Below are 13897 nucleotides of genomic sequence, written 5' to 3' on the forward strand. Positions count from 1 at the left end.
CCCAGGCCCGGTCCCCGTCACGGGGGCCGGGCCTGCGGTCATTCATGGACATGGGTACATCTGGGCATCGAATTTCGCTAGGGTTCCGGCATTCCCCTCTAGAGTGGAGTGTCGACTATGTCCTTACGCAGAGCGGCTGTGGCGCTGGTCGCCGCCTCGGGGCTCGTGCTGTCCATGACGGCGGCGAGCTCCGGCAAGGAGCCGGTGCCCGGAGCCGCCGGCATCGGTGACTCCTACTACCCCGACTACGGCAACGGCGGCTACGACGTCGAGCACTACGACATCGACGTCGCCTACACCCCGGCCACCGACCACCTGAGCGGCAGGGCCACGATCAAGGCCCGCGCGACCCAGCAGCGGCTCAAGAGCTTCAACCTCGACTTCGCCCTCGACGTGAGCGCTGTCAGCCTGAACGGCAAGCCGGTGGCCTTCCGCAAGGAGGGCGCGCACGAGATCGTCGTGACGCCCGACTGTGAGCTGAAGCGGCACGAGAAGTTCACCGTCGTCGTCGAGTACTCCGGCGTGCCCTCCACGGTCAAGGTGGACGGCTTCACGTCGTGGAAGCGGACCGGTGACGGGGCGCTCGCCGTGAACGAGCCGGAGATCTCCTGGTGGTGGTACCCGAGCAACGACCACCCGCTCGACAAGGCACTCTTCGACGTGTCGGTCACCGTGCCGGACGGCGTGGAGGCGATCAGCAACGGCGTCCTGACGGGTGCCCCGGTCAGCTCGGGCGGCAGGACGACGTGGGACTGGCACTCGGCGAAGCCCCAGGCGACGTACCTGACGTTCCTTGCGATCGGCCAGTACGAGATCGAGACGAGCACCGCGCCGAACGGGCAGCTGGTCTACAACGCCTACTCGGAGAACCTGGGCGCGCTGAAGGAGAACGCGAAGGTCTCACTGCGGCGTACCGCCGAGGTCGTGCAGTGGGGCGAGTCGATGTTCGGGCCTTACCCGTACGAGGCCCAGGGTGGTGTCGCGGGGCCGCTGGACGGCATCGGTTTCGCGCTGGAGACACAGACGCGGCCGGTCTACGGGTACCGCTTCTGGCAGAACGGGCCGAACGTGTCGGTCGTGGTGCACGAGATCGCGCACCAGTGGTTCGGTAACTCCGTGTCGGTGGCGGACTGGAAGTACATCTGGCTGTCTGAGGGGTTTGCCCGTTACGCGGAGTGGTTGTGGATGGAGACGCACGGCGGTGACACCGCGCAGCTCTCCTTCGAGAACGCCTACAACCGTTTCCCGGCGGACAATCCGTTCTGGCAGGTGCTCCCGGGCGATCCCGGGCCGGACAACCAGTTCTCCGGCGCGGTCTACAACCGGGGCGCGATGGCGCTGCACGAGATCCGGCTGGCGCTGGGCGACCAGAAGTTCTTCGCCGTGCTCAAGGGCTGGACGAAGCACAAGCAGCACAAGAACGCCACTATCGCCGAGTTCAAGGCGTACGCGGAGCGACTGTCCGGAAAGGACCTGACTCCGGTGTTCGACACGTGGCTCTACTACAAGGGCCGCCCGGTGCGGTAAACGCTCTTCCCCGCGATCCCCGCCCGACATTTTTTACGGGCGGGGATCGCCTGTACGGAAGCGCATTTCAGCCCACTGTTTGCTACTCAGGGTGATTGCCTGCGGACTCCCCGGAACGTGACACTCCCGGGACATTGAGGTACGTTCACCGGGTGTCATCCCGCCTCCGCGTACCTCTCATCGCCCTCCTGATGCTCGTGGTGATCGCCGGTGGTGCGGTCTGGTCGGGTCTTTCCGGCCCAGCCTTCCGCGAGCGCGAGAGCATCGACATCGCAGCGGCCAACCTGGAGAACACCCTGCCGCAGGGCCTCGAGGCCCAGGCACGCGCCGGGGTGACCGACGAGGCAGCCTCCCGTGGCGCGGCCCGAGCGCCGTCCGACGCGCGTGAGGCGCAGGTGCTGGCCCTGGTCAACCAGGAGCGGAAGAACGCGGGCTGCCGCACGGATCTGGCACCCGACGCCCGGCTGACGATGTCGGCCCGTGGCCACTCGCAGGACATGGTGAAGCGCGGCTTCTTCGCCCACACCAACCCCGACGGCAAGGACCCGGGTTCGCGGATCACCGCCGCCGGTTACCGTGGCGGTGCCTGGGCCGAGAACATCGCGGCCGGCCAGAAGACCCCGGCCGACGTGATGAAGGCCTGGATGAACAGCGAAGGCCACCGGAAGAACATCCTGAACTGCCAGTTCAAGTACCTGGGCGTCGGGGTGGCCGAGGGCCAGGGCAGCAAGTACGGCATCTATTGGACCCAGAACTTCGGCGGCTAGCCTCCCGGCTGCGCCAGCTGCGGCTGGCCAGGGGCCTGTCCCAGCGCGAACTGGCCGGTGACGGCTACACCCGCGAGTACCTGTCGATGGTCGAGTCCGGCCGGGTCCGGCCGTCCCGTGATCTCCTGCGGTACCTGGCCGGGCGGCTGGGCCTCGATCTCGCTGTGCTCACCGGTGCCCGGGAGCGGTATGCCGGGCTGTGCGCCGGAGGCGAGGAAGCCCTGGCGGCCGGGGACTACGGCCGGGCGGCCGAGCTGTTCGCCGAGGCCGCTGACTGTGACGTACCGGAAGCCGCCGAGGCCGTGTGCCGCCGGGTCACCGCGCTCGCCCTGGCCGGTGATCTGCACCGGGCGATCGAGCTGGGGGAGCGGCTGGTGGCGGAGCGGCCTTCGGCTCGGGCTTATGCGACGTTGCTCATGCCGTACAACATCATTGGAGCGGCGCAACGGGTGGCGGTGACCGCCGATCTGGCCCTGGCCGCCCTCGACGCCCCGGATGCTTTTGTCCTTCGCGCGGTCACGCAGGCCCTGATCGACCAGGGTCGCTACCAGGAGGCGGTCGGTTATGCCCGCCAGGCCCGTGACCTGTGCGAACCGGGCTCGGCGGAGGCCGGGCTGTGCGGCCTGGCGCTGGCCTCGGCCCGGATGGAGGCCGGCCGCTGGGCTGACGCCGCGAGCGAGCTGGCCGGGACGTGCACGCTGCTGACCGGCACCGGCCACGAGAAGCAGGCGCAGTCGATGCTGGCTGAGGCCCTCTGCCGTATGGGCCGCGTGGCCGAGGCCGTGGAGGTCCTCCCGGATCGTGACGGGCTCCCTGGCTGGCTGCTCGGTTACGCGCACCGCGTGGCGGGCCTGGTCCTCGGCGACGAGGCCGAGCTGCGCGCCTCGGTGGCGGTCTTCACGCGTCTCGGCGCGCGCCGTGAGGTCGCCGAGTCGAGCCGCGAACTCGGCCGGTTCCTCGCCGCTCGTGGCCGGCCGGTGGAGGCTGCCGAGGCCTACCTGGTGCCGTTCAGCGGATCTGATGGCAGCGGCCGTGACGGCCTGAGCAGCTCGGCGTAGGCGGCTTCGAACGCTGTCATCGCGTCGTCGTAGCGGCCGGCTGCGGCCAGTGCTGCGCCTTCGGCTGCCAGGCTGGCTGCGGGGCTGAGCCGGGGCTGGGCGGTCAGCAGGCGTTCGAGGGGCCAGCGGACGAGCAGCGCGAGGGCCCGGTCCGGCGAGCCGTGTGCGATCAGCATCCGGGCTGCGGTCTCCGGTGGCGGGCCGCTGTGGAGGAGAGCGAGCGCTCGCTGGCGGAGTTCGAGGGCGCGTTCGTGCTGGTCGAGCGCGTGGTAGGGCTCCTGGAGCGCCGCGCACAGCCAGCCGGTGTGCTCGGGGTCGGGGTGCTCGGGGAGTGCGAGCAGCGCGGCCTCCCCGAGGTGGGCTGCGTACTCGGGCTCGCCGGCCTCGGTCAGGCAGCCGATCCGCCGCGCGGTCGCGTAGACGGCGTCCGCGTCGGGCAGGGTGGCGGCTGCGGCGAAGGCCCGCGCCGCTTCGGCTGCCGGTAGCCGCTGGGCCGCGCAGCACGCACCCCAGAACGACGTGGTCTCGGGCGGTTCGCTGCCGGTCAGCCATGCCTCGGCCAGGGATCCGGATCGTGACGCCGGCCCGGTCAGCAGCTCGGCCGCTGTCAGCCCGAGCACGGCGGCGAAGTGTCCGAGCAGCTCAGCGGACGGGCTCGCCCGGCCAGCCTCCACTGTGGCCACATGCGCGCGCGTGCAGGCACCGGCCGCCAGCTCCCGCTGGGTCAGGCCGCGCTCGGTGCGCAGCCTGCGCAGGCGTGTGCCAATCGTCTCCGTCCTCATTGACGGCAGTCTTGCACGGCTCCACAGTAAACCCGTCATTTACTTAAGTATTTCGATGGCTTACCCCTCATGGAGGCCCCGATGCGACGTCACCGCACACGGTTGAAACTTCTAGCTTTGTCAGTACTGGCGGCGGGGTTCACCATCCCTGCCACCACCGCGGAGGCCGCGGCCCCGGCCGGCCCGGGAATCGTGGCCAGTGTCCCCGACTCGGCCGCGGCGAGAGCCAGGCGTGCGCCCGCCGTGGCGAAGTTCCGCGAGCTGCACGAGCTGCGCAAGGCCCGGCACCAGGGCGTCGCACCGCCGGCCTCCGCCGCCGCGCAGCTCCACCACTTCTGGGGTGTCGAGCCGGACAACTCCACAGGGGACGGTCTCCAGGCCACGCAGAGCGTCGTACCGAACTGGCGGACCAGCAAGGACGGCGACTTCATGTACACGCCGACCATGAAGCCACCGGGCGGCTCGTGCATCGAGGTCACCACGGCCTACTGGCGGTACGGCGGCCGGATCACGAACGAGGTCTGGGCGTGGGACTGGTGCGGCGAGGGCGGCCCGAAGAAGGAAGTCATGATCGACTCGGCGTTCCTCGCGAAGTACACGACGCAGGTCAACGGGCGGCCCGCGTACACCGTCCGGGTCGCGAAGACGGCGGCGTCCGGCAACCAGTGGACGGCGTACCTGTTCAACCAGCAGACCCAGTCCTGGGACACCTTCTACACCCAGGGCGGCACCGACCAGAGTGAGCTGCCGTACGGCTGGGACATCTTCGAGTTCTACGCCACCAGGAACCCGTCGACGGGCCAGGCGTACTACTGCGCCGACATGCCCAGTACCGGGTTCGAGTCCAGCTCCATCCAGATCCGCCAGAACGGCGTGTGGACGCTCGCGACGGCGGCGACCGCGCCGTGGCAGCCGTTCCAGAACCCGGCCGGCAGTACCTACTGGTGCAACTCCCTCAAGTTCCAGAAGGTGGCCGCCAACCACGACTGGGTCGTGCGGAAGTAGGGGGCTGGACGTGCATGGCATGCATTGCATACAGTGCATGCCATGCAGGCTGACGTGGCCAGGGAACAGCTCAGGGCCAGAATCCTCGACGGTGTCTACGCGCCGGGCCAGCGGCTCACCGAGATCGAGACCGCCGGCGCGCTCGCGATGAGCCGGACACCGGTCAGGGAGGCGTTCCGCGCGCTGGCGGCCGACGGCCTGGTCACCCCGGCCGGGCGCGGAGTGCAGGTCACCACGCTCGGCCCGGCGGAACTCCGCGACGCGTACCAGGTCCGCGCGGCCCTCGAGGCCCTCACCGCCGAGCTGGCCGCCGCACGGCAGGCGGCAGGGGAGATCGCACCGGCGGCCCTCGCGGCTCTCGTCCGCGACGCCGAACTCGCCGAGCAGGCCACCGAGGCCGGAGAGCTCTGGCAGGCCGCGCTCCGCAACCGGGCCTTCCACCGCCGGATCGCCGGCCTGGCCGCCAACCCGGCGGCCCTGGCCATCCTCGACCGGCTCTGGGACCAGATCCTCGTCTCCACCCGGCAGTCCCTCACCACGCCCGGCCGGGGCGCCGCGGCGGGAGCCGAGCACCGCGACCTGCTCGACGCGATCAGGGCCGGTCAGCCCGAAGCCGCAGCCCGAGCTGCCCGCGACCACGTCCTCGCCCACCCCGGCCTCGGAGGTTAGCCGCCATGTCCACAGTGCACACCTACACGCTCGACCTCGACTGGACGGGCAACCTCGGCACCGGCACCAGCGGGTACCGGGACTACGACCGGGCACACCAGATCAGCGCGCCCGGCCGGGCTGACATCCTCGGCAGCTCCGACCCGGCGTTCCGTGGCGACGAGGCCCGGTGGAATCCCGAGCAGCTGCTCGTGGCCTCGCTCTCCCAGTGCCACCTGCTCTGGTACCTGCACCTGTGTGCCGTGAACGGTGTCGTCGTCACGTCGTACACCGACAGCCCGGCCGGGACGATGGCCGAAACCAGGACGGGCGGCCACTTCACCGGCGTCGTCCTGCGCCCGCAGGTCGAGGTGGCCTCGGCGGAGATGACGGACAAGGCGCTGGCGCTGCACCACGAGGCCCACCAGCACTGTTTCATCGCCAGCTCGGTGAACTTCCCGGTCAGTCACGAGCCGGCGGTCAGCGTCAGGGCCTAGGCATTTACCTGTCAGGCCCTATCGGGCGTGCCAGAGTTTGAGCAGCTCAGCTTCTTCGGCGCGGGTCAGGCCAGCGGCCAGTTCCGGTTCCGGGTCCTGCGCGCGCCACCAGTCGAGAGTGGTACGCGCGGTCTCCGAGGTGGACCGGGTGATCAGCCCGGCCGCCCTGGCCGGCGACGTGTCGCGGCTGAGGAAACCGGCCCACTCCGGCTCCGGCAGCCACAACGGCAGCGAACGCTGACCGGCCCACGGCGACACGCCCTGCTCCAGCAGGAACTCCTGGTCCACCCAGGTCAGCTTGGCCGTCGACCCGACACCGGAGGCGACCTCGGCCAGGAACTCGCCGAACGGGCGCGGCAGCCCGATCCCGTCGAACACGCCCGTCTGCCCGTGCAGGACCGACCGGAGGAGCCAGGCGGCCAGATCGTCCACCTCGACGTACTGGACGAGGCGGTCGGGGTGGCCGGGTGCCAGCACCTCGCCGCCCTGGGCCAGCCGCACCGGCCAGTACGAGAAGCGGGGGACCGCGTCAGCCGGGCCGACGATCAGCCCGGCACGGCAGATCAGCGAAGGGATGCCGCTGGCCAGGACGGCCTGCTCGCAGGCGACCTTGCGCTCGCCGTACTCCTCAGTGCCCGGTGCGAGCAGCGGAGCCGTGGCGGCCAGCTGACCCGGCGTCGCGTTGTCCGAGTACACCGAGCAGGTGGACACGAACGTCCAGTGCCCGGCCCGGCCGGCCAGCGCCGCCAGCGCGTCGCGGACATGCCCGGGATCGCGGGAGACGTCGATCACAGCGTCGAACGACAGGCCGTCCAGCGCACCGAGGCCCTGGTCGCGGTCGAGCTCCACGAAGGTCGTGCCCGTGGGGGCCGTGCCGCTCGTCCCGCGTGCGGCGCACGTCACATCGTGGCCGGCAGCGTGAGCCTGGGCGGCGATCGCCCGGCCCAGGAACACTGTTCCACCCAGGATCAGAATGCGCATGCCGGCAAGTATGCCCGGTCTCGCCCCGCAGAATGCCGATCAGCAGCCTAGGCTAGGCACGTGAGCGAGCTTCTTGTCTGGATCGACTGTGAAATGACCGGCCTCGACCTCGGGCGCGACGCGCTGATCGAGGTGGCGGCCCTGGTCACCGACCCTGAGCTGAACGTGCTGGGCGAGGGGGTCGACATCGTCATCAAAGCACCGGACGAGCTGCTCAGCGGCATGGTCGACGTCGTGCGCGACATGCACGCCCGCTCCGGCCTCACCGAGGAGGTGCGCGCGGCCACCGTCACCATCGGACAGGCCGAAGAAATGATCATGGAGTACGTGACGAAGCACGTGCCCTCGCCGCGCACCGCCCCGCTGTGCGGCAACTCGATCGCCACCGACCGGGGCTTCATCGCCCGGGACATGCCGGCCCTCGACGCGCACCTGCACTACCGCATGATCGACGTCTCCTCGATCAAGGAGCTGGCCCGCCGCTGGTACCCGCGGACCTACTACGGCCAGCCGGCCAAGGGGCTCGCGCACCGGGCGCTGGCCGACATCAAGGAGAGCATCCGCGAGCTGGAGTACTACCGCCGGACGCTGTTCGTCCCGGCACCCGGGCTCGACGTGGACGGCGCCAAGGAGGTCGCGGCCCGGGTGGTCGCGGACATGCCGGTCGCGGGCTGAGCCGCAGGGACCCGGCGGTTCGCGCCGCCGGGTACACGCTGGAAACCAGGAAAGGCCTGATCCGGAGATCAGGCCTTTCGCATCCGCTTCGCGGAATCTGGGTGACTGACGGGACTCGAACCCGCGACCCCCGGGACCACAACCCAGTGCTCTACCAGCTGAGCCACAGCCACCACGTGCACCTCACTGCTGAGGCGACGCCCAATAGTAGCCGAAGCCCCCGGGGTTCGCGCTACCGGGTTGGGCCGGGGCTGGGCCGGCCCCCCGGATTCGCGTCCCCGCCGAACCCCTGCTAATGTTCTCTCCGTTGCCAACGAGCGCCGCTAGCTCAACTGGCAGAGCAGCTGGCTCTTAACCAGCGGGTTCGGGGTTCGAGTCCCTGGCGGCGCACGGTAACGAGGCCCCGGTTTGTGGAAACACAGACCGGGGCCTTTTCCGTGTCCTGGGAACGTCCAGTGTGGCGCACCTGCCCACGCCCGGGTGCAGTTATGGGGAGTTTCTCCAAACTCAGGCCTTTCGTCAGCCTCCGCGATTAAATGACCTTCGTAGACGACATCGGAGGTTTGTGACGATGATCCGGCATGCCGCACGATGGTTAATCGGGATGTTCCTGGTGCTGGGAGCTGCTGCGCTCAGCGGCCCGCCAGCGTCCGCCAACTACCCGGTGCAGTACGGAGCCCTGACGGTCAGCGGGCAGGCCCAGGCCGGGCGGCCGGTCCAGATCTCCGGCAGCGGGTACTCGCCGGGGGCGACGGTCACCGTCCGGCTGAGCACCGGCGCCGTGGTGGGGACGGCGACCGCCGACGCGACGGGCAGCTTCTCGTACTCGGCGACCATCCCGGCTGGGCTGTCCGCCGGTACGCACAAGCTCACCGCGACCGGGCCGATGCCGGGTGGTACGCGGGAGCTGTCGGCCGAACTCGTCGTGAGCGGCAGCAGCGGCGGCTATGTCCGTGCTGACGACGGCGGCGCGACGATGCCGGTGACCGGTGCGCCGATCGCGGGCCTCGTGATCGGCGCGCTCGCCATCGGGGGCGTGGGGACGGCACTGGTGGTGGCCTCCCGTCGTCGGTCCGGCTGAGGCGGCCGGGCGCCGTGGCAGCGGTCTCGGCCGCAGGGAGAAGCGCCCCCGCCGTGGGCAAACGTGCCAGTGGACCAGCTGCTGGCCTGGCATTCCTGGCCACTATGGCTTTCGCGACCGGCAGCATGTCGGCAGTGCACCTGGTGGCCAGCCGCATGCTCGGGCCGTCCGGGTACGGGGCGCTGGGTGCCGTGCTCTCCATCATGGCGATCCTGGTGGTACCCGCCGTGAGCTGCCAGACGCTCTTCGCGGCCGAGGTGGCGCGCCGGCGGGACCGCGACGAGCACTACGACCCGACCCGGGCACTGCACCGGGCACTCGTGGTGGGCGGTGCCGGTACGGTGCTGCTGCTCGTGCTCGCTCCGGCGATCACCGCGTACCTGCGGCTGCCGAGCCTGGCCCCGGCGCTCTGGCTGGCGTTGTACTGCGTGCCGCTCGCCGTGGACGCTGTGGCCGGTGGCGTGCTCTACGGCCGCCGCCGCTTCTGGACGGTCAGCCTGGTCACCCTCGCGGGTGCGCTGTGCCGGCTTGGCTGCACGGTGTTGTTCATCGAGCTCGGGTTCGGGCTGACGGGTGCGGTCGCCGCGTCGATCTGCGCGGACGGGCTGCGTGCCGTCGTGCTGTGGCTGCTGGTGCGCCGGTCGGCCAGGCGGGGCGCGCCGGTGCTGTGGGTCGACCCGGGGCAGGCGCTCGCCGGTACGGCCGCGATGGCTGGGCTGTGGTTGCTGCTCGCCGCCGACGGGATGCTCGCGCGGCACATCTTCCAGCCTGCGGACTCCGGTCACTACACCGCAGCGGTCACGGTGACACTGCCGCTGGTGGTACTGGCGCAGGCGGTGGGGATGCTCGTGCTGCCCCGGTTCGCCGCGCTGGGGCCGAGGCGGGCCCAGCGGCTGCTGATCGCGACGCTGGTACTGCTGGCCGGATGCGGGGGTGCGGCTGGCCTGGCGCTCGCGGCTTCCGGGCGGTGGCTGCTGCCGGTGTTGTTCGGTGAGGACTTCGCCGCTAGTACGGGGCTGGTGGCCGTGCGGGCCGCTGCGGCTACGGGGCTGGGGATTCTGTGGGTCCTCGTCCAGTACCACCTGGCGCGCCGGCACACATTGCGGACTCTGGTGGCGTGGCCAGCGGTGATCGTGCTCGCGGTCAGTGCTTCCGTGTGGCATCCGGGACCGGGTGGGCTGGCCGGGTTGCTGGCGCTGTGCGTCGCGGCCGCGATCGTGCTCGGCCTGACCGGTGCGAACCTCGCCCGGCCTGTCAGGCGGCCGGAGCCGGTGCCCGCGAGCCCGGCCGGCCTGGACCTGAGCGTCGTCGTCCCGTTCCACAACCCGGGTGAGCAGTTGCGCCCGCACCTGCTGGCCCTCGTCGGGGCGCTGCGGGACACCGGAATGTCGTTCGAGGTGATCGCGGTGGCCGACGGGTGCACGGACGGCAGCCCCGGCAGCGTCACCGACCTCGGCCCGCTCGGCGTCCGGACGATCCGGCTGTCGTACAACATGGGCAAGGGCGCGGCGGTGCGGGTGGGGCTGCGGGAGGGCCGGGGGCGGTACCTCGGCTTCATCGACGGCGACGGTGACCTCGACCCCGCGCACTGGCTGCCGATCCTCGGCCTGATCCGGCTGTACGAGCCCGACGCCGTGATCGGTTCCAAGCGCCATCCGCTGTCGCACGTCGGCATTGAGGTGTCGTGGACTCGGCGGCTGTGCTCCGCCGGGTACCGGGGGCTGGTCGGCACGCTGTTCCCCTACCTGCCGGTGCGCGACACGCAGGTCGGGCTCAAGGTGTTCCGCCGCGAGATGCTGGCCGAGCTGCTGCCGCTGAGCGTCGAGCGCCGTTACGTGCTCGACCTGGAACTGCTGGTGGCCGGGTGGCGGCACGGATACCGGCGGATCCTGCCAGCGCCCGTGACCCTGCGCCGTACCGGGCGCTCCACAGTGAACCCCCGCGCGGTCTGGTGGATGCTGGCCGACACCCTGCGGCTGGCCGTCCGGACGCTGCGCGGTGACTACGACCCCGTCCCGGTGCCCCGATCCGGCAACCGGGCTCCCGTCCCGTCGATGAGTGAGCTGGTGTGATGAGCGCAGTCAGCAGCACAGTGGACAGTACGGTGGCTGGGATCGCCAGCTGGGCCCGGCGGCGGTTCGCCAACACTGCCGTCGAGCGCCTGCCGTTCGTCAGAGCGGCGCATCAGGCGTTGTTCCGGCTCACGTGCGACGGTACCGAGCAGCAGGCCGACTTCCGTGGCTCGCGGCTCACCGTGCCGACCAGCGACATCACGATGGCGCCCGGGCTGCTCCGCGGGTACTACGAAAAATGGGAACTGACAGCCTTCGAGCAGCTGGCGGCGGCCAGCGGCCTGATCGTCGACGTCGGGGCGAACATCGGCGTCTACGCGTGCGCCGGCGGGCTGCACCTGCCGCCCGGCGGCAGGCTGGTCGCCATCGAGCCGGTACCGCAGAGCATTTCCTATCTGCGGCACAACCTGGCGGCGAATGGCCTCGATGGTGTCGTGCAGGTCATCGAGGCTGCGGCAGGCGCGCACCCCGGTCGGTTGCGGCTGCATCTGGCCAGCGGGGCGATCGGGACGCACTCGGCGGCGTCGTCCAATGTGACCGGACATGGCGGGCTGGCCGACGTGCCGATGATCCGGGTCGACGATGTCGTGTTCGGGCAGCCGGTCGACGTGCTCAAGGTCGATGTCGAGGGCTACGACGGCTACGTCCTGCGGGGCGCTGAGGAGATGCTGCACCGGGACCAGCCCGCGATGCTCATCGAGTACGTGCCGAAGCAGTTGCGGGCGTGCGGGTTCCCGCTGGCCGAGTTCGCCGCACGGGTGTTCGGCGCGTGTGAGCGGGTGTATCTGGTGGACGAGCCGCGCGACGTGTTCACCGAGTGCGACGAGGCCGGGGTGCTGGCGCTCGCCGAACGGGACGTCCGCTACAACCTCGTCGGCGCGAGCCGCCCGGAGCACCTGGCGATCCTGGCGGCCGTCGCGGCGGAGGTGTCGCCGTGCGCATCGTGATCTTCAACTGGCGGGACCTGCGCCATCCGGCGGCGGGCGGGGCCGAGGTGTACACGCAGCAGGTCGCCAGCCGGTGGGCTGCTGCCGGGCATGACGTGACGTTGTTCTGCGCTGCCGTGCCTGGCTGCCCGTCCGAGGAGACCGCCGACGGCGTGCGGGTGGTGCGTGGTGGCGGAAGACATGGTGTGTACCGGGCGGCCCGCGCCTGGTACCGGGGCCTGGCTGGCCGGGTCGACCTGGTCGTCGACGAGATCAACACGAGGCCCTTCGGCTGCCCGTCGTGGGCGGGGGACGTGCCGGTGGTCGCGCTGGCGCACCAGGTGTGCCGCGAGATCTGGTCGTACGAGATGCCGCCGCCGTTGTCGTGGGCCGGCCGGTACGTGCTGGAGCCGTGGTGGCTGCGGCAGTACCGCGACGTGCCGGTGCTGACGGTGTCGCAGTCGAGCGCGGAGTCGCTGGCGGAGTACGGGCTGCGGCGCGTCCGGGTCGTGCCGGAGGGCGTGGAGCACAGGGGCCGGCCAGCTGTGGAGCGGGAGGAACAGCCGACGGTGCTCTTTGTCGGGCGGCTCGCGCGGAACAAGCGGCCGGATCATGCGCTGGCGGCGTACCGGCTGCTCCGGGAACGGATGCCGGAAGCCCGGCTGTGGTTCGTGGGTGATGGCGAACTCGCTCCCACGCTGGAGGGTGCTGGCGTCCGGTGCTTCGGCCGGGTACCAGGGCCGGTGCGCGACGAGCTGATGGCCCGCGCGCACGCCCTCGTCGTCACGTCGGTACGGGAAGGCTGGGGGCTGGTGGTGGACGAGGCCGCGGCGATGGGGACGCCGGCCGTGGCGTACGACGTACCCGGGCTGCGGGACTCCGTGACAGCCGCCGGGGGAGTGCTCTGTGCGCCGGATCCGGGGGCTCTGGCCCGGGCGCTCGCCGAGCACCTGCCCGGCTGGGCCGCCCGGCCCGCGACGGCTGGCTGGGCGGGCGGGGCTGTTGACTGGGACACCGTCGCGGCGGAGGTACTCACCGCTGCTGCCAGCGAGGCGGGGGTGGTGGCCGTATGACCCGCGTGACCGTCGTCGTGCCGACCCGGAACGCCGCGCGGACGCTGGAGGCCTGCCTGACCAGCATCCGCGCGCAGTCCTATCCGGACACCGAGCTGGTCGTGGTCGACAACCATTCCACGGACGGCACCCCGGAGATCGCCGCCCGGTACGCCGACCAGGTGCTGGTCGCGGGGCCGGAGCGCAGCGCGCAGCGTAACCACGGCTGGCGGGCCGGAACAGGTGAGCTGGTCGGGTTCGTGGACGCGGACATGGTGCTCGAACCGGGTGTGGTCGCCGACGCCGTGGCCGTGCTGAGCCGCGACCGGGGGCTGGGGAGCCTGGTCGTGCCGGAGCACGCGTTCGGCGACGGGTTCCTGGCCGGCTGCCGGGTACTGGAGAAGCGGATCTACCTCGGGGACGCCAGCGTGGAGGCCGCCAGGTTCTTCCGGCGGTCGTTGCTGGAGGAACTGGGTGGCTACGACGAGTCGCTGACGGCCTTCGAGGACTGGGAACTCGCCGACCGGCTGGCCGGGCGCGGCCACGGCGTCGGCCGGACCACCGCTGCCATCTGGCACGACGAGGGCCGGGTCTCGCTGCGGGTCGCGTTCACGAAGAAGCGGTACTACGGCCGCTGGCTGCCCGTCTACCGCGCCAGGGACGCGCGGCCGCTCGCCCGGCCAGCCCTGCTGGCGAAGCTGCCGGTGGGCAGGCATCCGGTACGCAGCGCCGGCCTGCTCGTGCTCAAGTGCGCGGAGCTGGCGGGCATGGCCCTCGGGACTCTCGACGCCCGACGCGCTCGGTGACGGGGCGTCACCGGCGACCG

The 13897-nt window shown here is 71.1% G+C and carries 14 protein-coding genes and 2 tRNA genes; 13 read left to right on the forward strand and 3 right to left on the reverse strand.

Going from position 1 to position 13897, the window contains the following annotated elements; genetic code table 11:
* Positions 1 to 117 precede the first annotated feature (117 nt).
* The 3 genes from A3G1_RS32990 (at position 118) to A3G1_RS41090 (ending at position 3352) form a co-directional block, all read left to right on the forward strand.
* Positions 118 to 1527, forward strand: a complete 1410-nt coding sequence (locus A3G1_RS32990; RefSeq protein ID WP_040477336.1) for a M1 family metallopeptidase — start codon at positions 118 to 120, stop codon at positions 1525 to 1527.
* Between the two features lie 152 nt (positions 1528 to 1679).
* Positions 1680 to 2294 (forward strand): CAP domain-containing protein, encoded by a 615-nt coding sequence (locus A3G1_RS38070; protein ID WP_051110399.1) that lies wholly within the window; start codon positions 1680 to 1682, stop codon positions 2292 to 2294.
* A complete protein-coding gene (locus A3G1_RS41090) occupies positions 2270 to 3352 on the forward strand; it encodes a helix-turn-helix domain-containing protein (protein WP_018348159.1) in 1083 nt (360 codons plus the stop codon). The genes A3G1_RS38070 and A3G1_RS41090 overlap by 25 nt, the downstream gene beginning before the upstream one ends.
* Here A3G1_RS41090 and A3G1_RS0103910 read toward each other — a convergent pair.
* Positions 3289 to 4134 carry a helix-turn-helix domain-containing protein gene (locus tag A3G1_RS0103910; RefSeq protein ID WP_018348160.1) on the reverse strand — a complete coding sequence of 282 codons (846 nt, stop codon included), beginning with the start codon at positions 4132 to 4134 and terminating at the stop codon, positions 3289 to 3291. The genes A3G1_RS41090 and A3G1_RS0103910 overlap by 64 nt on opposite strands.
* A 117-nt stretch (positions 4135 to 4251) precedes the next feature.
* Between A3G1_RS0103910 and A3G1_RS0103915 the strand changes: the two genes are divergently transcribed.
* Genes A3G1_RS0103915 through A3G1_RS0103925 form a run of 3 tightly spaced genes read left to right on the forward strand, consistent with a single transcriptional unit; the run spans position 4252 to position 6284 of the window.
* Entirely contained in the window at positions 4252 to 5139 is an 888-nt protein-coding gene (locus A3G1_RS0103915) for a hypothetical protein (RefSeq protein ID WP_018348161.1), read from the forward strand.
* A gap of 42 nt (positions 5140 to 5181) precedes the next feature.
* On the forward strand, positions 5182 to 5808 hold the full coding sequence (locus A3G1_RS0103920) for a GntR family transcriptional regulator (protein WP_018348162.1): 627 nt from the start codon (positions 5182 to 5184) through the stop codon (positions 5806 to 5808).
* 5 nt (positions 5809 to 5813) lie between these two features.
* Entirely contained in the window at positions 5814 to 6284 is a 471-nt protein-coding gene (locus A3G1_RS0103925; RefSeq protein WP_018348163.1) for an OsmC family protein, read from the forward strand.
* An 18-nt stretch (positions 6285 to 6302) separates the two neighbouring features.
* Here the strand turns inward: A3G1_RS0103925 and A3G1_RS0103930 are convergent, their stop codons facing one another.
* Positions 6303 to 7265 carry an NAD-dependent epimerase/dehydratase family protein gene (locus A3G1_RS0103930; protein WP_026211789.1) on the reverse strand — a complete coding sequence of 321 codons (963 nt, stop codon included), beginning with the start codon at positions 7263 to 7265 and terminating at the stop codon, positions 6303 to 6305.
* Positions 7266 to 7325: 60 nt separating this feature from the next.
* On the opposite strand from A3G1_RS0103930, the gene orn reads away from it, so the two are divergent.
* On the forward strand, positions 7326 to 7940 hold the full coding sequence (orn, locus tag A3G1_RS0103935; RefSeq protein WP_026211790.1) for an oligoribonuclease: 615 nt from the start codon (positions 7326 to 7328) through the stop codon (positions 7938 to 7940).
* 100 nt (positions 7941 to 8040) lie between these two features.
* On the opposite strand, the gene A3G1_RS0103940 is transcribed toward orn, so the two are convergent.
* Positions 8041 to 8113 (reverse strand) — tRNA-His (locus tag A3G1_RS0103940).
* Between the two features lie 144 nt (positions 8114 to 8257).
* On the opposite strand from A3G1_RS0103940, the gene A3G1_RS0103945 reads away from it, so the two are divergent.
* From A3G1_RS0103945 to A3G1_RS0103970, 6 genes are all read left to right on the forward strand, one after another.
* Positions 8258 to 8330, forward strand: a tRNA-Lys gene (locus tag A3G1_RS0103945).
* A gap of 214 nt (positions 8331 to 8544) precedes the next feature.
* The gene (locus A3G1_RS0103950) at positions 8545 to 9021 is read left to right on the forward strand and encodes an Ig-like domain-containing protein (protein WP_018348166.1); all 477 of its coding nucleotides are present in this window, start codon (positions 8545 to 8547) and stop codon (positions 9019 to 9021) included.
* Between the two features lie 53 nt (positions 9022 to 9074).
* Positions 9075 to 11093, forward strand: coding sequence for a glycosyltransferase (locus A3G1_RS0103955; RefSeq protein ID WP_157640882.1), 2019 nt, complete (start codon positions 9075 to 9077; stop codon positions 11091 to 11093).
* Complete coding sequence (locus A3G1_RS0103960; RefSeq protein WP_018348168.1) at positions 11093 to 12040, forward strand: FkbM family methyltransferase; 948 nt, start codon at positions 11093 to 11095, stop codon at positions 12038 to 12040. The genes A3G1_RS0103955 and A3G1_RS0103960 overlap by 1 nt, the downstream gene beginning before the upstream one ends.
* Positions 12028 to 13092 (forward strand): glycosyltransferase family 4 protein, encoded by a 1065-nt coding sequence (locus A3G1_RS0103965; protein WP_018348169.1) that lies wholly within the window; start codon positions 12028 to 12030, stop codon positions 13090 to 13092. The genes A3G1_RS0103960 and A3G1_RS0103965 overlap by 13 nt, the downstream gene beginning before the upstream one ends.
* A complete protein-coding gene (locus tag A3G1_RS0103970; RefSeq protein ID WP_018348170.1) occupies positions 13089 to 13877 on the forward strand; it encodes a glycosyltransferase family 2 protein in 789 nt (262 codons plus the stop codon). The genes A3G1_RS0103965 and A3G1_RS0103970 overlap by 4 nt, the downstream gene beginning before the upstream one ends.
* Positions 13878 to 13897: the final 20 nt, after the last annotated feature.

It is taken from the genome of Longispora albida DSM 44784, assembly GCF_000379825.1.
Classification (GTDB): Bacteria; Actinomycetota; Actinomycetes; order Mycobacteriales; family Micromonosporaceae; genus Longispora; species Longispora albida.